A 21400-nucleotide genomic window follows, 5' to 3' on the forward strand; every position below is an offset into this window, starting at 1 on the left:
AAATATGTTTGAGCTTGTTTCTGTCTATTAAAAAGGTTGTTATATGACAACGTTTACATTTCAAATGTTTCTGACTTTTGAAATAAATCAAATCACTATAAAAATAAATAAAATGAAACATTCAAATAAAACTATATTATTAGTTCATGGTGCTTGGGAAGGTGCATGGTCATGGGGAGAAACAGTCCCTTTTTTAGAAGCTGAAGGGCATAAGGTAATTACCTTTGATTTACCTGGACACGGCGAAGATAAAACACCAATTTCAGAGATTTCACTTCAGCTATATGCGGATTCGGTTAGAGAGGAACTTGATAAAATTGCCGAGCCAGTTATAGTAGTGGGGCACAGTTTTGCAGGATATATAATTTCTCAAACTGCAGAAGATTCACCAGAGTATATAGAAAAACTTGTTTTTGTTGCATCAGCCGTGCCTTACGATGGAAAACCTGCGGTCCAAATTTTTAAGGAGGACCAAGGAAGTGAGTTATTGGCTAGTATGATAATGTCTGAAGATGAGAGTTATGCTACCTTGGGTAGACAAGCTATTAAAGACGTCATAATGACTGGAGCGACTGATGAGCAGGTAGATTATGCATTGCCAAAGTTTGTGAGGCAAGCTACCAAACCATTCTTTGAAGTCATCAATACTGGTGACAACTTCGAAGGAGTTCCTAAATCTTATGTTGAGACGACTAAAGATAGAGTTATTTCATTAACGGCTCAAAGACTTGTTCAAAATGAAACAGGTATTAGTGAAGTTGTTACTCTAGAAGATGGTCATGTCCCTCTGGTTACTGGTCCTGAAAACTTAGGAAAAGCACTCAATAAAATCGCTATAAGTTAAATCAAATTTGAGATATAAAAATTAATTGTAAATACAAAACATGAAAATTGATTTTCTGGTTAAATTTCATGTTTTGTGTTTTAAAAAAGAATATAATAATTATGAAACACATACTTTTTATTATTACAAGTACCAATGTGATTGGCAACAGTAACCGAAGTACAGGATATGAATTTTCTGAAGTGGCAGATCCATATTTTGAGTTTATTAACAAAGGCTATACCGTTGACTTCGCAAGTATATTAGGAGGGATTCCTCCAGAGACTGGTTATGATTCTGGAAATGAGAACAGCAAGGAGTTTAGAAATAGCAACGGTTTTAAGCGACTTAATTTTAGTCATAAACTTAGTGATATTACTATTGAAGCTTACGATGCCATTTTCTTTCCAGGTGGACTAGGTCCAATGGTAGATATGGTTAATAATTCTTTAGTAAAAAAAGTAATAAGAGATGTTTATGAAAGTGGTAGAGTTGTCGGTGCAGTATGCCACGGACCAGTTGCTTTTTTAAATGTTAATTTGTCTGATGGCAGTAACTTATTAAGTGGTAAAAAAGTTAACTCATTTACAAAGGCAGAGGAAGACAAAGATGGCCACACTTTAGTGGATGTCATTCCTTTCATGTTGGATGCAGAATTGAAGAATCAAGGGGCATTATTCTCAAGTACGACTCCATTTGAACCTTATGTAGTAGTTGATGATAATTTAATTACGGGACAAAATCCAGCATCAGCATCCGGAGTTGCTATCGAAATGATGAAATTAATTAATACAAAGTATAATTAAGAAATGAAGAAAGTCATATTTATTACTACGTCACACAATAAATTAGGGGAGTCAGGATTGCAAACTGGAGTTTGGTTAGAAGAAGTAGCTACTCCTTATTTTGAATTAATGAATGAGAATATTCATGTAGAAATTGCCTCTATTAAGGGTGGCGTTATTCCCATTGACCCAACAAGTGAATTAAAGGATTGGGAAACAGAAGACACTATTAAATTTAAAAATGATTCAACAGCAATTAGCCTTATGGAAAATAGCTTAAAGCTGAGTGATTTAATTGGGTCCGATTATGATTTGGTTTATTTTCCTGGTGGGCATGGTCCTATGTGGGATTTTGTAAACAATCAAATATTAAACCGATTTTTACAAGAAGTGATTGTTCTAGACAAGCCAATTGCGGCCATGTGTCATGGCGTTGCAGTTCTTATTGATGCTATAGATTTAGAGGGTAATGCTTTTGTAAAAGGAAAGAAACTTACCTCTTTTGCAGATTCTGAAGAAGTTGCTGTTAGAGCAGAAAATGTGGTTCCCTTTTCTTTAGAATCTAAGTTGAAAGAATTGGAGAGTATCTACAGTAAAGGAGATGATTTCACCCCTTATGTTGTAGTCGAAAAAAACCTTATTACAGGACAGAACCCCGCGTCTTCATATAGCGTTGCTCAAGAAATAATAAAATTATTATCTAATAAGAGAGACTGAACTTTATAAAATAATTTTTGAACTTCTTTAGCATATAAAGGTTAGTGTTTAAACCTAGTTTTACAAAATGTAATAGGTTTTAAAAATAAAAGAACAAGCAACTTATTCAACTTAGTAATTTTGATTGATAGTAGAGAATTATTTTTTTTATTAATTGATAAGTTGGTTTCTTTTTCGAATATGTTATTCTTAATAACTTAAAATCCCCAAAAAAATGAATAAATTAAACAATAAAGTAGCTTTAGTTACTGGTGCTTCAAAAGGTATAGGTGCTGAAATAGCCAAATCAATAGCTGCAGAAGGCGCTAAAGTTATAGTTAATTATTTTTTCGATGACATTGGGGCAAATAAAACTGTAAAGTATATAACCGAAAATGGAGGAAATGCAATTGCTGTAAAGGCAAATATTACTAAGCTTTCAGACATCAAAAATCTCTTTAATAAATCCATCGAATCATATGGAAAGATAGATTTACTTATAAATAATGCTGGTGTATACAGTTTTGAGCCTGTCGAGTCGGTAACCGAAGAAGAATATCATCGCCAATTTGATCACAATGTCTTGAGTGTAATTTTGACAATTCAGGAAGCTCTGAAATATTTTGATAGTAGGGTAGGCGGTAATATTATAAATATTAGTTCTGTGGCAAGTGTAAAAGCCACTCCAATGTCAATTGTATATTCTGCTACTAAAAGTGCAGTAGATTCAATAACAAAAACACTAGCAAAAGAGCTTGGTTCAAGGAACATAAGGATTAACTCAATTCTACCTGGTCCTACACAAACAGAAGGTAATCAAATTATTGGTACAGAAATGGAAGATTACATTATATCTAATACCTCTTTTGGGAGAATAGGCCAACCAAAGGACATTGCATCATTGGCTGTGTTTTTAGCTTCTGAGGAATCATCATGGATTACGGGACAACAAATTGTAGTTTCAGGTGGATTTGATTAATTGTTATAGGTCTTATTCAACTCAATAACATGGATAATGATACTTAATTTATAAACCCTGACGGTAGGTAGTAGTGGTGAGTTTGGTATTACATATTAATTTTCGAAAAGACTATTCTGATTTTTTTACCTAATTGAGAATGTTGATCTAATACAAATTATTTTATCTTTAAATGAAATGTGAAATTAATTAGGAATAGACAAGGTTGGTAGCCACATTCCAAATAGAGTTGCATAAATTCCAATCAGTGTTGCAAGTGTCAATAAAACTAAAAGGCTTGCCATAACAATTTTTCCATAAACTTTGGAGCTATTTTGAGCTAGGAAATATAACTCAAGTATACTAAGAGGAAATATCCCTAAAAAAGAAGCATAGCCAAGAATCGTCAGGAAAGGACCTTGAAATGTTTCCATATCAAAACCAACAGGACCCCCCATTAACATTAACCATAAATTTAGGCCAATTCGAAAAAACCAAACACCGTTCACGATTAGAAAAAGTCTAAGAGCCCAGCGCCGGTGAGCTTTGAAATTACGCTTTAAAGCAGTATATAACGTAAAGAAACCAAAAATTAAAATAAGAAATCCACTTAATAAAAAAGGGAGCTGTTGAGAAGGGTCTCCAGCAAGTTTCCTTCCTGACATGCTTAAATAAAGCCCGGTTGCACCCATAATTAAAGTCGTAAAAAGATAAATACGACCGTTTATTCTGTGAAAAGAGGGAAAGCGCCCTCTAATTGATGACATAAACTGCAAAGGACCAGCTACTGTTATAATAAAGGCAAAAAGAATATGGAGTATTAGAAAAAAATTACCAATGTCTTCACCAACAACAAAACCATGAGTCAGTGCTCTGTTCCAAGCTTTAAAATCTGTATTCAAAGCATGACCTCCATAAAAAGCAGCAATGTAATAGGCAAAGATAAATTGTCCTAAAACTGCAGAGATGAACCAAGATTTTGCCGATAAAACTAAAATGTTATTAGCCTTCGGGTAACTCATTTTCGATAAATTTACTTTGTCTTTCATTACATGTGTTAAATAGATACTGCATTAAGGTTTTCTTGAAATTTTTAATTTGAAGTTTCTAATAAGCATTCCAAGCGATATTGCGAGGGAGTTTTGTTATATTTTATTTTAAAAAGTCTTGATAATTGAGTTGGAGTGCTAAAACCACAGTCATAGGCAATAGAACCTATTGCATCATCAGATACTCTCAAAATGGAAGCTACTTTTTCAATTCTCCTATTAAGAATATATCGATGCGGTGTGTCCTTATAAATTTTAGTGAATTTTCTTTTAAAGGTTGATATACTTGTATTTGTTAAACTGGCCAAATCAGGTATTGAAGTATGTTCATATAGGTGTGCCTCCACAGTTTCTTTAAAGTCAAATGTTCTTTCTGAGAAAAGGCTTCTTATAATTTGAGTAACTTCAGGAAGGTTGTCTGTTTGCAATAATAAAAGAATAATTTCCTTTAATTTTAAAATAAGGATACCCTCTGTTAAAACTTGTCTATTATCAAATAACTGCTTTATGCCTTCAATATAGTGTTGAATTAAATTAGAGGCAGCCAATTGAATAATGTTTTGGGAAACTGGTCGTGATAACTCTTTCCAAAAGGGAGGCTTTGTTTCTTTATAAACTTTTTTTAGAGTTTCTGGGTGAAGATGGACTATAATTGATTTTACAATACCTTTTTTTTGATTCGCTAATTTGTTACTTAATAAATCACCAGATACTGATAGAACAATATGTTTAGATTTTACTGATACACAATATTGTTTTGATATAACTTTAACATTCTCTTGCATAAAATAACTAAAGCATGCTTCAGATGGAATAGATAAACTACCAGACATTGGAGTGTAAATGTCAATCCAAGAAAACAAAGGTCTCCCAAATAATTCTATTGACTTATGTTTGTTAATCATGACTAATAAATTTTATTTAAAAATTGTGAAACTAATTTTAAGAGTTATATGCGTTATACTAATTTTGTGTTTTTGATTATTTGGTAACACCTTTCTTCAAACGTCTGATTTTCAATTGGATTAACTATTTTTGTGAATAAATTTATCAATTCGCCATTATGTTCTGCCTTTCTCTTGTTTTGGATATCTATATATGTAAATTTGCTCCATAATAGAGATTTTAAGACTGTTTTAGTTTTATCATACATCCTCATTTCAACTCTTAAATCACTGCTTGAAAAATGAAGTAATTGAGATATAATCACAATTTCTTCATTAAGCATTGCTGGTTTTAAATAAGCAATTTGATGACCTGTTACCACCCAACTTTTTCTGTAAGAATTAGCATGACCGAATGCATCTAAATTGTAATGCTTTAATATTTTATCTTCCCTTGCATTAACAAAATAGTCAATGTACTTTGAATTGTTAAGATGATTAAAAGGGTTACAATCTTGAAACCTGACTTTTGTTTTAATTTCTAATATTTTTTTCATTTGTGACATTGTTTAACATGAGATTTATTTGACTTCCAAAGTATCTCCTTCGTCAAATTTCAATACCCTATTATCATTATATGCATAGAGCTTTTCAATAGGCTCTTTGTAAAGTGAAAATGTTTTATGATGTACTGGCAATATAATTTTTGGATTTACTGTTTTCTCAAAATCCATAAATTGGTTTGCTGTAAATGTATATGGTCCTCCAAATTTATCTAGCCCGCCAGCACCAATATTTGGAATCATTATATCGGCATTTCTACCTTTTAAAAAAGTTTTTACTTTTTGATGATTAACTGTATCACCTGTAACATATATCTGAATTTTTGATTTATTTTTTTCTACAGTTAGCCAATAACCATTTACACTACCAGCGAGTTTAGCTGCTATATAGTTACTAGCATGAACACATGGAATTGCTTCAATAGTTATTTTTAAATTTTCTTTCTCGAATATTTTTTTCTCTCCCCATTTCAAATAATCTACATTGGTTGCATAAATTAATTTGAGCCATTTTTTTAGATTGGAATTGGCATAAACTTTAGACTCAGGCTCAATTTTTGTTACGCCATAAGCATCAATATGATCTTCATGTTCGTGTGTCAATAACCAAAAATCTATATTTTCAAAATCTTTTGATTCATAGTTTGGTTCTGTACGTCTTTTAGTTTTAAAAAACCTGTAATGTTGTAAAGTATCTTTTTGGCAAAGAACAGGATCACTACCTATTTTTAGGTTGTCTATACTTAATATCCAAGTAGAAGCACCAATCCATTTAAATTTTATATCAAAATCTTTCATATATTTGTTTTTTTAGTTACTTTAAGTAACCAAAAGTATACCTTTATACACAGATAAACAATAACTTACAAATAGATAACTAAGTAACAAAATGGTAACTAAAACTGATTTACAGCAAGTTAGGCTCAAGAAAAAAATAGAAAAATTTTATATTTCAACTCAGCCATATTTAAAACAAGGGTTTTGCCCAACCAAAAAACTATTATCAGCTTCTTTTGATAAATGGGGATTATTTTGCATTTTCAATTTAGGTTATCACGAAGTTTTACGATTTTCTGAGCTTAAAAAGAGTATAGACGGTATTTCGGCAAGAATGTTAACCGTAACTTTGAAAAAGTTAGAAGCGCATGACATAGTTAAAAGAAGTGTATTCTCAGAAGTGCCTCCCAAAGTTGAATATTCCCTCACCGAATTTGGTTTTGCGTTGTCTAATAAATTAATAGATATTAGTTCTTGGTTTGTTGAAAACTCTAAAGTGTTGAAGTGAAATCGTCAAATAAGAGATTAATTAAATTTTTAATAAAGTACTAAGGTGAAAATTTTGAGTTATTTGTGTGATATGAATAAAATCAGAATCCTTACAGATGAGTTCTATTAAGGAAACAGTTACCACTTTTTTAAAATACATTAGCACAAAGCAGGACAAACTTTGAGGCTAAAAAACCTCACCGAGTAGCAATAACAAGCTATGAGGTAGAAATTATAGGCAACGAAATACTACACAATATAACAAAGCGAATAATGATCAAAAAGAAGACTACTAGATCAAATTGTTAGATTATTTGATCGATAATTTAAAATGGAAATTGGAAAAAGAATATTTAGAGAAAAATAGTCATATAAAGTTACATTGAAAACAAAGCTTAGAAACACAACTTCTGTCAACGATACTGATACTAAAAAAAAACGCCCTAAAATCAATGCTTTAGAGCGTTTATTGTGGAGCCGGGGAGTATTGAACCTTTATATTTCGATATATTCTAAAAATGTTAAAAGTACTGATAATTAGTGTTTTAGTGAAAAGTTCATGTTTTGTTATTGGTTTAGAATAGTATTTAATCGTATATTTACTTACACCTAAACTTACACCCGTTAAAAATGCGTAGCACATTAAATTTAAAGGATAAAAAGAAAAACGGCGAAACATTAATTTATCTAATAGCCTTTTTTAAGGATGAAGATAAAAAGTTTGTTTATTCGACAGGCGAAACGATTCACCCAAATGAATGGGATTTTAAAAATCGACAGCCAAAAAGTCTAACTGGACGATCTCAAAAAACGGATAGACATAGAGCCATAAAATTACAGTTAGATAGATATTCTAACTTTTTCCTTAAAATTACTGAATTATACAAGAATACAAATCAAGAAATTACGATTGAGAATATAAGAGCTGAATTTGATATTGAATTCAAAAAAGTAACCGTAGGAAAGGATATATTCTATGAAGCTTATGACGAATTTATGTCAAGAAAAATAAAAAATCAAGAGTGGGCGGATGCTACAATAAAGCGATACAAAAATATTAAGAACATACTGCAAGAGTTTGAAATTGTCCGAAACTATAAAATCACATTTAGTAAAATAAATGATAAATTTTATTCTGAGTTTACGGACTTCTGCATGACAGACAAACAGCATATAAATAATACATATTCACGTAATCTAGGTTTATTCAAAACGTTTATGTTGTGGGCGTTAAATAACGGATATACTTATAATGCAAAATTCAGAAATTTTAAGAAAAAGAAACGTGTTATTACAAATCAAATAGCACTCAAAATTGAAGATTTACAGAAACTAATTGCACAAGATTTTGACACAGCAAGATTGGAAGGAATACGCGATGTATTCGTGTTTTCATGCGTTACAGGGATGAGGTTTGGAGAATTAAAGCTTATATCTAAAAATAATATAATTAACGGTTCTGTACAGCTAAAAGAAGAAAAAGGAGCAGAAAAAGAAATGCGTGAAGTTCCGCTAAATGAAATAGCTTTGTATATTTTGCGTAAGTATGATTATAAATTGCCATTGAAAGCAAACCAAAAACATAACGATTATATAAAAGAGGTTTTCAAGATCGCAGGATATACGGAAAACGTTGAAAAGACCACAACCAAAGGAAAAGAAGTCATAAGAGAAACAATGCCGTTTTATGAGCGTGTAAGTACACATACAGCGCGACGTACTTTCATAACAATGATGAAGCAAAAAGGTAAAAGTGATAAACTTATTTCTAAAATCACAGGACATAAAGACATGAAAACTTTGAATCAATATTATCAAGTTAATGACGAAGCCAAAAAAGATGCGGTAAATGATACTTTTGATATTGAATTACCATCATTAAAAAAAGTGAATTAAATGAATAAAAAGTTAGTAGGTTTTGAGTTGCCAAATAAAATGGCATATATCAAAACGGATGTTGGAGAAGAATTATTCAAACCGTATAAAAAAGCGAATCAAAAAGGTGTTAATGAATGGCTCAAGGAATTTTTATTAACTGAGCAAAACTATAAAGATTTCAAGAAAGAATTTGAGGAATTAAAAATAAAATCTTTCCCCGAAAACATAGAAAAAGGATGTGCTTTTTGTAGAGGAGAGAAAAAAGGAGAAGGAGAAAAAAATTGTGAAAACCATCATGTTCAGATAGATACAACATTCAGTTTTTTTGCATATAAATTTGTAAATATAGTTCTTTCAAATACACATATATATAATTCAAAAAAGGAGTTATATAAGTTAACTAAAAAATTTTACGAATGTTTTTACTTTTTCAAAGGGAAAGGAGTTGTCTACTTTGATTTAGATTCTTTGATAAAACATTGTTTAAATGCTGGGTTTTTATCAATATCTGAACACCTCAAAAGTATTGAGTTAATTGAAGGTATTGAAATAATTAATTATACTTTAGATACGTTAGATCAAGAAGAAATAGAAAACGATATATATGAGCGTGAAGACTATAATTTCGTTATGCTTCAAAAAAAGTTTTTATTGAATAAGCATAATTCTATAATGCGAGATATTGAATATAAAAAAATAGAAAAAGAAGTTTTAAAGAGTAAAAAAACAGATGATTCAAAAATAACGATACCACACTATGCACTTTATTATTATTATCTACAAGAAAGTGATTACATAGATTATTTTGAGAATCACCCGCAAGGAAAATTATATGCGATTGAAGAACTAATTGAGAATGATAGTATCAAAACTACAAAAAATTATTTTCAGAAAGTTTACAACAAATTCCGTCACTACAAAACAAATAGAATTGCACACAATCAAGTTGCTAATATTAGTTTCGTTGTAAATACAATGCTTTCCGACTATCCAAAAGCCAAAGAATTAGCACTATTAGAACTAAAAGAAGCTAAAACAAAGAATAGGTAACCATAAGATGTAACCGTTACTTTATGGTTACCTCATCAATTTCAAAATAAGTTTGTAACAGATTATAAAACAATTTGTTATGAACAACAATCCATTCGAGATAATCAACGAACGATTATCAAGCATTGAAAACCTTCTTTTGGACATTAAGCAAAAGCCAGTAGAAGAAGAAAAAAGCGAAAACCTCACCGTAAAAGAAACGGCGGAATTTCTAAAAATTTCTACACAATCCGTATACGCCTACATCAAAAGAGGATTGTTTACAGCGCAAAAAGTTGGACGTCTATTACTTATAAATCGTGCAGACTTGGAAGCGTCTTTGAAAGATGTAAAATCACTCAAATACAAACGAAGCTAACCGCTAATAATACGACAAATTATGAAGCAGTTAGCGAAGCAAATCTATACATTAGCACAAAGCGTGACAGCTAATGAAAGTAAAAAACCTCAACATGTAGCAATAGCGGGTGATGGAACGGAAATAATAGGCAATGAATCTCTAATCAATAGAGCGCAAAGAAAAACCATTTCACGCGCAATGATTTTGAGCCTTTTAGATGTAGCAAAAGGAAAAGGACACATGGAGCGCGTGCAATCATATTGGAACGCATACCATTGTTATACACGTCTTATTGATTCGAATAATAGAATCCATGCAAATTATTGTAAAACTAGATTTTGTACAGTGTGCAATTCCATACGCAAAGCGGATATTATAAATAGATATTATCCTGTATTGAAAAATTGGGAAAATCCGTATTTCGTGACTTTAACCGTAAAATCTGTAAAAGCGGATAAACTCAATAAGTGGATTTTTGGAATGAAAAAAGCCTTTAAAAAAATAAACGACCGATGCAGGCAAAGACATGCAAGAGGGAACGGAATGAAAATCATAGGTGTTAAGTCGTTAGAATGTAATTTCAATCCTAAAAATAAAACATACAATCCGCATTATCATTTAATTGTACCAAACAGACAAACCGCAATTTTACTAAAACAGGAATGGCTTAAACAATGGAACAGAAACGGAAAATTTCATTGCTCCAACAAAGCACAACATTTTAGAGAAATAGAAAACTTAGAGCGCGATTTGATTGAAACCATTAAATATGGAAGTAAAGTTTTTACAGAGCCGAACCCAAACGATAAAAAGCAATTAAAAAAAGATGTGAAAATATATGCGTACGCCTTAGACAATATATACGCCGCTATGAAAGGAATTCGTCTGTTCGATCGCTTCGGGTTTGACTTACCGTCAAAGGAAACCAAAGAAGCCAATATAAGACTGGTTGAAGATTACAAACTTTGGGAGTTCGCACCAAGCGCAACCGATTGGATAAACACCGATACAGGCGAATGCTTAACAGGCTATTCAATGCCTATTGATCTAAAATATTTATTAAAGGAATGCATCGACAAAGAACTCCATTAAAAAAAATACGTATTTCCGTAAGCTAGTTATAAAAGAAGTTACTATTTTTAAAATTCTTACAAACTTAGCAGCGTAGCATGGCATTATATCAAAGATCAGTATTAAGTAAGTACCTCAATCAACAAGACAAAGAACAGCTTCACAAAGCGTATAAGAAGTATACAAAATACTTTTTATCGCCTGCTATACAGGAAAATATACGCAATACAAAAGAAGAACAATATCAAGGTTTATTCCTTACGGAACTGTTTGTAAAAGTGTTGGGATATACCCTAAAACCGAATACAGATTTTAACCTCGTTGCTGAATATAAAAACCAAAATAACGCACGCAAAGCGGATGGAGCGATCCTAAAAGAAGATAATGCCATTGGTGTTATAGAACTCAAAGGAACAAAAACCAAAGATTTAGAAAGCATACGCCGACAAGCTTTTGACTATAAAGCAAACCAAAAAGGATGCGTATATGTCATAACGTCCAACTTTGAAAAGTTGAGGTTTTATATAAATGATGCAACGGAATTTGAAGAATTCAATTTATTTGAATTGACTGAAGAACGTTTTGCTTTATTGTATTTATGCCTGCAAAAAGATAACATACTCACAAATGTACCGCTTCAAATCAAAGAAGCTTCGATCATAGAAGAAGATCAAATTACAAAGAATTTTTACAAAGATTATTCATTATTCAAACGTGAGTTGTATCGCGATTTGGTAAAGCGTAACGGTAAGCGACTCAAAAATGTATCATACGCGGAATTTACAGCGACAACGAACGCAACCGAAGAAGATACCGCCGCCGAATACATACGACTGGAAAAGAATGTAAAACTTACATTATTCAAAAAGTCACAAAAATTAATAGATCGGTTTCTGTTTATATTCTTTGCAGAAGATAGAGACCTCTTACCTGCAAATAGCACAATTCAAATACTAAACAAATGGAAGGCGGATATTGATTTTGGCGACGAACGACCTTTATTCGACCTATTTAAGCAATACTTTCGTTTTTTAGATAAAGGAAGACAAGGCACAACGAGTAGAGCCGAAATATACGCTTACAATGGCGGATTATTCAAAGAAGATACCATCATTGATAGTTTAGAAATTGATAACGATTTACTATATACGTACGCCTACAAATTAGCGAAGTACGATTTTGAAAGTCAAGTTGATGTCAACATACTAGGACACATATTTGAAAACTCATTAAATGAGATAGAAAGTGTCAATGCCGAAATACAAGGCGCGGACTTTGACAAGCAAACAAGCAAGCGTAAAAAAGATGGTGTATTTTATACGCCCAAATACATTACAAAATACATTGTAGAAAACACTATTGGGAAACTATGCGAGGAACAAAAAGCGGCGTTAGGACTCAAAGAGGAAGAATATTACAAAGGACGTAAAAACCGCCAAAAAAGCACGATTAAAAACCTCATCGCTATTTTAGATGAATATCGTGAATGGCTATTGCAACTCACTATCTGTGATCCTGCCTGCGGAAGTGGCGCATTCTTAAACCAAGCCTTAGATTTCTTAATTAGTGAACACAACTATATAGACGAACTCAAAGCTAAAATATTGGGCGGTGCTATTGTATTTAGTGACATTGAAAATACGGTACTAGAAAACAATATTTACGGTGTAGACCTCAACGAAGAATCCGTAGAAATTGCAAAGTTGTCTTTATGGCTTCGTACGGCACAACCACGACGTAAACTAAACGATTTAAGTAGTAATATAAAATGCGGTAACAGTCTTATTGATAGTAAAACCGTAGCAGGCGATAAAGCGTTTCATTGGGAAACTGAGTTTCCGCACATATTTGAAAAAGGCGGTTTTGATGTTGTGATTGGGAATCCACCTTATGTAAACATAAATACCTTATCGAAAGATGTTCATCAGTACTTTAAAAAAGAATACAAAACAATACATACAGGATACAATGACCTAATGTATTATTTTATGTATAGAGGTATTGATATGTTAAAAAAAGAAGGGGTTTTTGGAGTAATAACCTCTAATTATTTCATTGGTAATGAATATGCAAAAACATTAAGAGAGTTTTTATCTGTTTATGTTTCTGAGATATTAAATTTTGGGGACTATCTCGTTTTTGAAGATGCTAATGTTCATACAGCAATAGTTTTTGCAGAAAAAGATCAAAAGAAAAAGTCCATAAAATACAGTACTTTAAAAAATACTAAGGAAAGTTTATTAAGTATTGAATCTAATAGGTTTGACAAAATAACTAAAGATAGAGAAGCATTAAATCAGTACTGGATTTTTGCTTCAAATGATAAGAATGAAATAATTAAAAAAATTACTTCTAAAGGTAAACTTCTCGGTGAAATAGCAGAGATTGAAAAAGGATCTACTTCAGGTAAGAATGATGTTTTTACAGTTTCTAAAGAAATCATTTCTAAGTATAATTTAGAAAAAGAAGTTTTGCGGAAAAATGTAAAAAATGGTGATATATCAAAATATAGCATACACGATAGAGAAACATTTTTGATATATACTGATAATGACACCATTATTGAAAAATATCCTAATATCCTTAATTATTTCAATCTGCATAAGGAAGTATTATCTAATAGAAATGAGGTTAAAAAAGGTAGTTATGATTGGTGGAGAATGGAGAGACCAAGAAGAAAAGAAGTGTATGATGCAAATGAAAAAATAATTGTTCCATACAGAGCTACTAATAATCGTTTTGCATACGATAATGAAAGGCGATTTAATGATGGTGGAGATATAAGAGTCCTTCTAATTAACTATGAAAAGCTTCAAGTTAAATATGTTCTAGGTGTCCTGAATTCTAATTTAATTGATTGGTATTATGGGTTTATTGGTAAGCCAAAAGGGAATGCAAGGGAATACTTTAATGAACCATTATCTAAAATCCCTATTTTTTTAGCTAATGATGAAATACAAGTTTCAATTGTTCAATTTGTTGATTCCATTTCTGGAAAATTAGAGAAGCAACAAAGTTTAAGTATTAAATTTTCAGGTTATTTGAAATTAAAATTTTCATTAGAAAAACTACCTAAAAAACTTCAAAACTGGTATGAGTTATCTTTTGGTGAATTCATCAAAGAACTCAATAAAGCCATCAAGGAAACCAATAAAGTACATGTAATCGAAGAAAAAGAACTTGTTGAGGTACTAACCAAAAAAGATGAATTTGAATGGTTAGAACTCTTTGAGGAAAAGAAAAAAGAAGCACAAGAACTACAAACACAAATAAACGCCACCGACAAACAAATAGATACAATGGTATATGAACTCTACGGACTTACCGAAGATGAAATTGCTATTGTTGAAGCTTCTTAAATGAAAGTAAAAAATTAAGCTTTATCAATCTCACGTTTATTCAATCCAGTAAGTTTTTTTATAGTGTCAACGTCGTAACCAACGTTTTTCATACGGCGTGCAATATCAATTGAATTTTCTTTTTTGGCTTTGTCTTTTTCAATCTGAAGTTTAAAAGCTTTCATTTCTTCTGATTCCTGTTCTACCAATTCGTAAAAGCCACTTTTGCGGAGTTCTTCCATAATGTCTTTATCTCTAAAACTGGTAAAGCCGCTTTCAGTTATAATCAAATGATCTATAACATCAATATTAATTATTTGACCAACTTTCAAAAGTCTATCCGTAATGTTTTTGTCTGCTTGCGAAACTTTGAGGTTTCCGCTTGGGTGGTTATGCACTAAGATAATGCGCACCGCAAGCTTATAAATTGCCATACGGAAAACATCGGGCGGCGATACATTCACTCTATTTTGCGCACCAATGGCAACAAGTTCAATAAAAAGTATAGTATTATCCGCTTTTAGTCCAACAATCCAAAAATGTTCCTGCGCTCTACGTATTTTGTTTTGACGCAAAAGAATTTGTTGCATCACGCTATACACGTCATGCGCATTAAGAATTGTTATTTTTTGTTCTTCGGTAAGTCTTACATTCATACAGTAAATATAAAAGATAAAATTAAAATGTAAGTTAATGAATTAAGAATAATAAAAGGAGTTTAAAAGGGAGCTACTTACACCTAATCTTACACCTAAAAAAATAAACCCTTGTAAATCAATGAATTACAAGGGTATTTGTGGAGTCGGAGAGAAGGAATTCGAACTTTTTGGAGGCAGATATTGAGTTGATTAATACCTTATGTTTATAAGTTATCAATAGGAATTGCTAATTTGATTATGGATATGACTTTTTTAAATAGGAAAGTATATTATATGAGTCCGAAATCTTTAAGAATTGCTACAAGATGAGGAATGCTTTTTGCTTCGAAATCGAGTTTTAATTTTTCTAATCTCTTTTCAATAATGCTTTTACTATAAGGTTTAATATTATGTTTTACAAAATATTCTCGTATCTCTTTTTGCGTATAACCTTCAACTAATTTATCAATAAGTAGTTGATGATAATCATCTAATTGAATTGAATTTTTTTTATTCATACTTTTCAATAACTGAGTTGATCTGTATTTGTTTCCTTGATAAATCTCTTTTATTGCAGCAATTAATTCTTTTGCATCGTATCCATCTTTTACAATATACCCATTGATTTTTTGTTTTTCAAACAATGTATTTATTTTCAAGGGTATATCCTCAATGGAGTAAACTATTATTTTTGTATTGGGTTCAATCTTTCTAAGCTCTTTAATCAATTCAATTCCTGAAATTATTTTTTCGTCTTTATAATTTTTTTCAAAAGATAAGTCTGTAATTACTAAGTCAAAAGGATTTTTTTCCTGAATAGCTTTCTTAAATAATAGCAATGCTTTATCACAAGATTGTGTTTGATAAATATCTTCTTCAATAATTATTTGCTTGTCAGTTAGTGTTTTTATAATGCCATAATTTGCAATTTCCATATCTTCAACAACTAGAATTTTTTTAAACATAATAAAAAGTATTTGAAATTTTGTAATTATTAATTAACAGGGAATCTTTATGCTTACTTTGATCCCATAATCTCTATTTAAGTCAAAATTAATAGTTCCGTTACAACTTTCAGTAAGGTTTTCCATAATTGAAATACCATTTCTACTCTTTATGTTATTTGAAGAAAAGCCAATGCCATTATCAGTATACGTGATTAGAACTTTCTTTTTTTCTACTTTAAAAATCACACTTACAATACTCGCATTACTATGTTTATACATATTTACCATGAGTTCTTTGATGACTTGGTAGATAACCGATTTCTTGTATTCATTTATTTTATCCCATCTAATATCATCAATACCTTTTTCAAAGATATTTACATTTTGAGAAATATAGCTGTTGATTATTTCTTTCAAATATTCTTTATATTTTTGAAAATCAATATCATTGTTTTCTCTTGATATATTTCTCGCTTTATCGTAAACGATATTCAATTTTTGAATAATTTTAGCATCTTCAGCATTTCTATTGATAAGAATTTTGATAAAATATAAATCGTTTGCAATACTATCATGAACCTTTTTAGATAGCTTTTTTTCAGTATCAATTCGGGCTTTTAGTTTTTCGGCTTTGGTTCGTTCTTTCTGAATTTTTTGACGCTGTACATAATAGAGGATGATTAAAGAGAAAATTGATAAAGCAATAGCAGTCATCCAAAAAATTGTTTTTCTTTTTTCCTCTTTCTCAATTTTTAGTTGCTTTTCTTTTTTTGTAGTTTCAGCAGTTAATCGTTCATTTTCAAAACGAGTTGGTGCATAAATTTGACGTATTTTTTTTCGTGTTTCTTCAAGCGATTTGCTAATCGTTTTATATTCCTGTAATTTTTCAATTGTAGTTGAGTCAATGGAAGTAATCAAATCCAATGCAGCAAGAATTTCTACTTTATTATTAATTTTTTTTGCATTTTTATAAGCTTGATTTGCGTGAAAAACTGCTTTTTGACTATCAATTTTTATATAGTAGTTTGCTAAATGAATATTACTAGCTATGAGTCCTAAATAATTTTTCTTTGACTCTCTTATAGAAAGTGCTGTTAATAATAGTTTTTCACTTTCAGAATTATCTTGATTTTCTACCCATTTACAGTAAGCATAATTACTCAATATCTGTGCATATTTCAATGGATTATTGATAACTAAGGTATCCTTTAATAAATTTTTGAATATATCAGTACTTTGTTTATATTTTTTTAAGTCTTTAAAAATATTAGCTCTTGTGTTTTTATATACAATCACATTTCCTGAATCAGTATACTTATCAATTGTTGAAATAATTTTGTTACTCCATAATAATGCTTCTTTATAATTACCTTGTTCTCTGAAAGAAATAGAAATTTCTTGATACAATCCAAGTTTTGTGTTTGATGTAACAAGATTATTTATGTATTTTAATCCATCTGTAGCAGTAATTGAGTTACCAATGTAATCACCAAAGTTTCTTTGCATCTTTGACATGGATAACAATCTTTTAGGGGCTAATAAACTATCTTTTAAATCTCGATGAATGGCAAAAGATCTATTATAATAATCGAATGCTTCTTGATAGTTGAATAGTTTTTCATTGTACAACGCAATTTTATAGTTAGCTTTTCCAATATATACACTATCATTTTTCTCTGTCGATAGTCTTAATAATTCTTTGGAATCAGATAATGCCTCGAGCTGTTTTCCTAAGTTAGATAGTAACCTGGTTTTAACCATGTAGCTTTTAAAGGTTAAGCGGTCTAGTTTATTTTTACTTGTTACTTTTATAAAACTATCAATATGTTTTATTGCTACTGGATTTGTACTCAAGATTCTAATTGTATTTACATAATAATTATGTAAACTATCCGCTTTTGAAGAAGTATTAACAGATTTTTTTTCTTTGTTATTTAATAAGCTAAAACCTATTAAAATAAAAAGGAAGAGGAATGATAAAATGTAATAATATTTTTTCATTCCTCTAAGATACAGTTTTTTGTAAAATGTAAGGTTTTGTTTTAAATTTAGAATAGTAAATACTACAAACTCAACCTTGCTGAGATCTACTCTTCTGTATCTGTGTCTTTATTCCCAGAATCTTCTCCCGTAGTTTTTGTTGTTTCATTTTCAACTTTTACGTTACCCTCATCTTCAATTGGATAAGGAGTACATGAAAATATCATTAATACTATAAAAGTGATTAATACTTTAACTACAACTCTAATGCTACGTGTTCTTTTTAAATTTTTCATTTTTTTGAAATTTTAAAGTTTGCGTAGGCATTGTTTTCGGTAACCGGTATTCGTTTTTTAACACCTACTTAAATTTGTTATTGTAGATTTCTCGAGTTCTACAATGCAAATGTTAGAAGAGTGCGTCAATGTCAAAAAACGCCTGATAACACCTGTTTAAAAATCAATTTAAGTTATTGATTTTTAACATTTTATGTTTTTTAAAAAATTAAATACAAAGCGATATTATTTGAAATAAATAGGTGAAATGTGTTATGGAAACTCATAAAATAGATGAATCAAAGTGAAATACATTTGTATTGTAATAAGCAAACAATATGGAGTATTCAAACTCAGACATAAGCGAAAAGCAGCGATTAGTATTTATATCTTTTATGGAAGAAATTGCGAAAACTTATGGGAAACGTAAGATTATGGATTACAGTCCAAAGGATATAAAAAATCTTTGTTCAGGAATAAATAATTTCTTAGAGAAAAATAAAAACGTCGATGAAAATAAAGCAAAGACTATAGGTTTTACAACATTAAAGGGATATGTTGAAATATGTCAGGATGAAAATAAAGAATTAAAGTATCGAGAATATATTCTCAATATATGCTCAAAGTATATAGGTGTTTTTCCAAAATATAAAGATTTTAGAAATTATATTGAGAGATCTAAGAATGTTTTAAAATTATCGAATTATAAAACTAATCATTTAATCTACCCTTACCAAAATCATAATGAGAGTAAAAGTATAGAGATAAAAGTATTCGATTTCAATGAGATTTCTTACGAATTGATTGAGAATTTAAATGAAAATGGTATAAAAGCACATATTAAATATTACTTAAAGAAAGTAGATGAAAAAGAGTTTGATGATAAAGTGAATTTTTGGCTTGGTGTACTTTTACTTCATAATAAACAATACAGACGTGCTATAAAACATTTAGAAGAAAGTATTGACTTAAATCCTGACAATGAAGAGTATCATTACAATCTAGCTTTAGCTAAATTTAAAGGGAAGAGACCTTCTAATTTAAATAAAGAGACAGCAAATAGTGTTGAGAATGATATAAAGAATGCGATTAATTTAAATCCCCACAAAAGAAAGTTTCAAATACTTGCAGCAATTATTCGAGAGGACTATCATAATAGACGACTGTATTATTACCAGTGGAAGGAGGTAAGATTAGAAGATTTAGATTATTTAGAGAAAGATGAAATAGAGTTTAACAGGCTTTTACGCTTAATTAATCTTCCAGATTACTACAAGTAAGAGTATATGGTATACAATTAATAAAAAAGTCTTTTTTCAAAATTGTTGCTTTATTTATTGAATCTACACATTGATAAGTTAATGAATAAATATTTTGATGATTAAATATATATTAAAACAATATCATATGTAAAGAAGAATGCTAATTTAAATTAGAAGGATTTTGTCTTTGTGTTTTACAAAACAACAGAAACCTTATAGAATTAAAGTTTATGGGGTGTATTTCAATAAAGAAATGACATCAATAAAAATTAAAGAAGAAGTAAAGTGCAGGAAAATTTCTAAATCCTATGAAATATACCTTACCCAAAGTTTCCATTATATAATTACTAGTAAAAGGAAAGTAAAAATATATAAGTGTATACAAAAGTTCATCTTAGCAACCCTTAACTCTTGGAAGTTCGGCTTACAGCGTAAAATTATCAGGTTGTGAAATGTTAGAGGGAAATTTTAAGTTACAAAAAATACAATCAAGAAAATTTTAAGTGTACTATACAATAATCTATTAAAAAATCAACGAACTGTAATTGTGTTTTCTTATCGGTTTATGGAAATCCATAAAATACTTATGTGATTACAAAATATATTCGTAGTGCAAAATGGATAGTACATGAGGTATTCAGATTTAGAAATAGGGAAAGCGCAGAGGGATGTTTTTATATCTTTTATGCAAGAAATCGTAAGAACACATGCGAAGCGTAAGAAAGTTACAGATTACACGGAAGACGATATAAAAGATCTTCATAAGGAATTAAATAAGTTTCTTAAGGATAATAAAGTTCCAGAGATAGATCGACCAAAAACTGTAGGTTTTACAACCTTAAAAGGTTATGTAGATATTTGTAAAGACGAAAATAAAATACTTAAATACAGAGAGTATGTTTTAAACCTATGTTCAAAATACATTGACAATTTTCCAAAATACAAGGATTTTAGAAATTATATAGCTAGAAGAAAGGATAGTTTAGGTTTCTCCAAATATGAGATTAGAGAGTTAACATATCCTTATAAACCTCCAATTAATGAATCTAAACAATTTATTTCAGCTTCATCATCTAGTTATGAGGAGCTATCCCTTGAATTGCGTTCAAAATTGAATGAAAATGAAATCAGTATACATATTCAATATCATTCTAATGAAATTAAAAAAAATCCTAATGATGATATTCATCATTACTGGCTAGGCGTATTGTTATTACAAATTAAACAATATGATGCAGCTATAAATCATTTAAATAAAAGTATTGAAATCAATTCTACAAATGAAGAATATTATTACAATCTAGCTTTGGCAAAGTTTAAAGGAAAAAGACCTTCTCGTTTAAAGATGGACGAAATTATGGACATACTACAAAGCTTGAATACAGCAATACGTATGAATAATAAAAAAGCAAAATTTTATCGATTGAAACAAATCATTAACAAAGATTATTTTGAAAAAAAAGGGCTTAAAGTACCAGCAAAAGTTATTGAACTCAAAGCTATTAAAAGATTAGATCAAGATCCTTTTGAATTAAAAAGACTAATGGTCTTGCTAAACTTACCGTATAAAAAATTTACGGACTCAAAGTACTAATTT

General features: G+C 30.1%; 20 protein-coding genes. 12 read left to right on the forward strand and 8 right to left on the reverse strand.

What is annotated here, in order from left to right; all coding sequences use genetic code 11:
• The first annotated feature begins 43 nt into the window (after positions 1 to 43).
• The 4 genes from H2O64_RS14895 to H2O64_RS14910 all read left to right on the forward strand — a co-directional run bounded on the left by H2O64_RS14895 (position 44) and on the right by H2O64_RS14910 (position 3283).
• Positions 44 to 844: an alpha/beta fold hydrolase gene (locus H2O64_RS14895; protein ID WP_187563004.1), complete on the forward strand. Its 801-nt coding sequence runs from the start codon at positions 44 to 46 to the stop codon at positions 842 to 844.
• Between the two features lie 101 nt (positions 845 to 945).
• Positions 946 to 1629 (forward strand): type 1 glutamine amidotransferase domain-containing protein, encoded by a 684-nt coding sequence (locus tag H2O64_RS14900; protein WP_187563005.1) that lies wholly within the window; start codon positions 946 to 948, stop codon positions 1627 to 1629.
• 3 nt (positions 1630 to 1632) lie between these two features.
• The gene (locus H2O64_RS14905; protein ID WP_187563006.1) at positions 1633 to 2325 is read left to right on the forward strand and encodes a type 1 glutamine amidotransferase domain-containing protein; all 693 of its coding nucleotides are present in this window, start codon (positions 1633 to 1635) and stop codon (positions 2323 to 2325) included.
• A 214-nt stretch (positions 2326 to 2539) separates the two neighbouring features.
• On the forward strand, positions 2540 to 3283 hold the full coding sequence (locus H2O64_RS14910; RefSeq protein ID WP_187563007.1) for an SDR family NAD(P)-dependent oxidoreductase: 744 nt from the start codon (positions 2540 to 2542) through the stop codon (positions 3281 to 3283).
• 185 nt (positions 3284 to 3468) lie between these two features.
• Here H2O64_RS14910 and H2O64_RS14915 read toward each other — a convergent pair whose 3' ends face one another.
• Genes H2O64_RS14915 through H2O64_RS14930 form a run of 4 tightly spaced genes read right to left on the reverse strand, consistent with a single transcriptional unit; the run spans position 3469 to position 6556 of the window.
• Entirely contained in the window at positions 3469 to 4311 is an 843-nt protein-coding gene (locus H2O64_RS14915) for a DUF2306 domain-containing protein (protein ID WP_187563008.1), read from the reverse strand.
• 44 nt (positions 4312 to 4355) lie between these two features.
• Positions 4356 to 5216, reverse strand: coding sequence for a helix-turn-helix domain-containing protein (locus tag H2O64_RS14920; protein ID WP_187563009.1), 861 nt, complete (start codon positions 5214 to 5216; stop codon positions 4356 to 4358).
• Positions 5217 to 5269: 53 nt separating this feature from the next.
• On the reverse strand, positions 5270 to 5752 hold the full coding sequence (locus H2O64_RS14925; protein WP_187563010.1) for an acyl-CoA thioesterase: 483 nt from the start codon (positions 5750 to 5752) through the stop codon (positions 5270 to 5272).
• Positions 5753 to 5776: 24 nt separating this feature from the next.
• Positions 5777 to 6556: an MBL fold metallo-hydrolase gene (locus H2O64_RS14930; RefSeq protein ID WP_187563011.1), complete on the reverse strand. Its 780-nt coding sequence runs from the start codon at positions 6554 to 6556 to the stop codon at positions 5777 to 5779.
• A 91-nt stretch (positions 6557 to 6647) separates the two neighbouring features.
• On the opposite strand from H2O64_RS14930, the gene H2O64_RS14935 reads away from it, so the two are divergent.
• The 6 genes from H2O64_RS14935 to H2O64_RS14960 all read left to right on the forward strand — a co-directional run bounded on the left by H2O64_RS14935 (position 6648) and on the right by H2O64_RS14960 (position 14722).
• Positions 6648 to 7043 (forward strand): winged helix-turn-helix transcriptional regulator, encoded by a 396-nt coding sequence (locus tag H2O64_RS14935; protein WP_187563012.1) that lies wholly within the window; start codon positions 6648 to 6650, stop codon positions 7041 to 7043.
• Between the two features lie 611 nt (positions 7044 to 7654).
• Positions 7655 to 8920: a tyrosine-type recombinase/integrase gene (locus H2O64_RS14940; protein ID WP_187563013.1), complete on the forward strand. Its 1266-nt coding sequence runs from the start codon at positions 7655 to 7657 to the stop codon at positions 8918 to 8920.
• Positions 8921 to 9952, forward strand: a complete 1032-nt coding sequence (locus H2O64_RS14945; protein WP_187563014.1) for a hypothetical protein — start codon at positions 8921 to 8923, stop codon at positions 9950 to 9952. It begins immediately after the preceding gene.
• Between the two features lie 79 nt (positions 9953 to 10031).
• Entirely contained in the window at positions 10032 to 10310 is a 279-nt protein-coding gene (locus H2O64_RS14950; protein WP_187563015.1) for a helix-turn-helix domain-containing protein, read from the forward strand.
• A gap of 21 nt (positions 10311 to 10331) precedes the next feature.
• Positions 10332 to 11384 carry a protein rep gene (locus H2O64_RS14955; protein WP_187563016.1) on the forward strand — a complete coding sequence of 351 codons (1053 nt, stop codon included), beginning with the start codon at positions 10332 to 10334 and terminating at the stop codon, positions 11382 to 11384.
• Positions 11385 to 11461: 77 nt separating this feature from the next.
• The gene (locus H2O64_RS14960; RefSeq protein WP_187563017.1) at positions 11462 to 14722 is read left to right on the forward strand and encodes an Eco57I restriction-modification methylase domain-containing protein; all 3261 of its coding nucleotides are present in this window, start codon (positions 11462 to 11464) and stop codon (positions 14720 to 14722) included.
• A 14-nt stretch (positions 14723 to 14736) separates the two neighbouring features.
• Here the strand turns inward: H2O64_RS14960 and H2O64_RS14965 are convergent, their stop codons facing one another.
• From H2O64_RS14965 to H2O64_RS14980, 4 genes are all read right to left on the reverse strand, one after another.
• Complete coding sequence (locus tag H2O64_RS14965; protein ID WP_187563018.1) at positions 14737 to 15357, reverse strand: JAB domain-containing protein; 621 nt, start codon at positions 15355 to 15357, stop codon at positions 14737 to 14739.
• Between the two features lie 272 nt (positions 15358 to 15629).
• Entirely contained in the window at positions 15630 to 16304 is a 675-nt protein-coding gene (locus H2O64_RS14970) for a response regulator (RefSeq protein ID WP_187563019.1), read from the reverse strand.
• A 33-nt stretch (positions 16305 to 16337) separates the two neighbouring features.
• Complete coding sequence (locus H2O64_RS14975) at positions 16338 to 18287, reverse strand: sensor histidine kinase (RefSeq protein WP_187563020.1); 1950 nt, start codon at positions 18285 to 18287, stop codon at positions 16338 to 16340.
• An 86-nt stretch (positions 18288 to 18373) separates the two neighbouring features.
• Positions 18374 to 18562 carry a hypothetical protein gene (locus tag H2O64_RS14980; RefSeq protein WP_187563021.1) on the reverse strand — a complete coding sequence of 63 codons (189 nt, stop codon included), beginning with the start codon at positions 18560 to 18562 and terminating at the stop codon, positions 18374 to 18376.
• A 317-nt stretch (positions 18563 to 18879) separates the two neighbouring features.
• Here H2O64_RS14980 and H2O64_RS14985 point away from each other — a divergent pair, with 317 nt between their 5' ends.
• Positions 18880 to 19821, forward strand: coding sequence for a tetratricopeptide repeat protein (locus H2O64_RS14985; protein ID WP_187563022.1), 942 nt, complete (start codon positions 18880 to 18882; stop codon positions 19819 to 19821).
• A gap of 610 nt (positions 19822 to 20431) precedes the next feature.
• Positions 20432 to 21397, forward strand: coding sequence for a tetratricopeptide repeat protein (locus H2O64_RS14990; RefSeq protein WP_187563023.1), 966 nt, complete (start codon positions 20432 to 20434; stop codon positions 21395 to 21397).
• Positions 21398 to 21400 lie beyond the last annotated feature (3 nt).

Source organism: Kordia aestuariivivens (genome assembly GCF_014397005.1).
In the GTDB taxonomy this organism is placed as follows: Bacteria; Bacteroidota; Bacteroidia; order Flavobacteriales; family Flavobacteriaceae; genus Kordia; species Kordia aestuariivivens.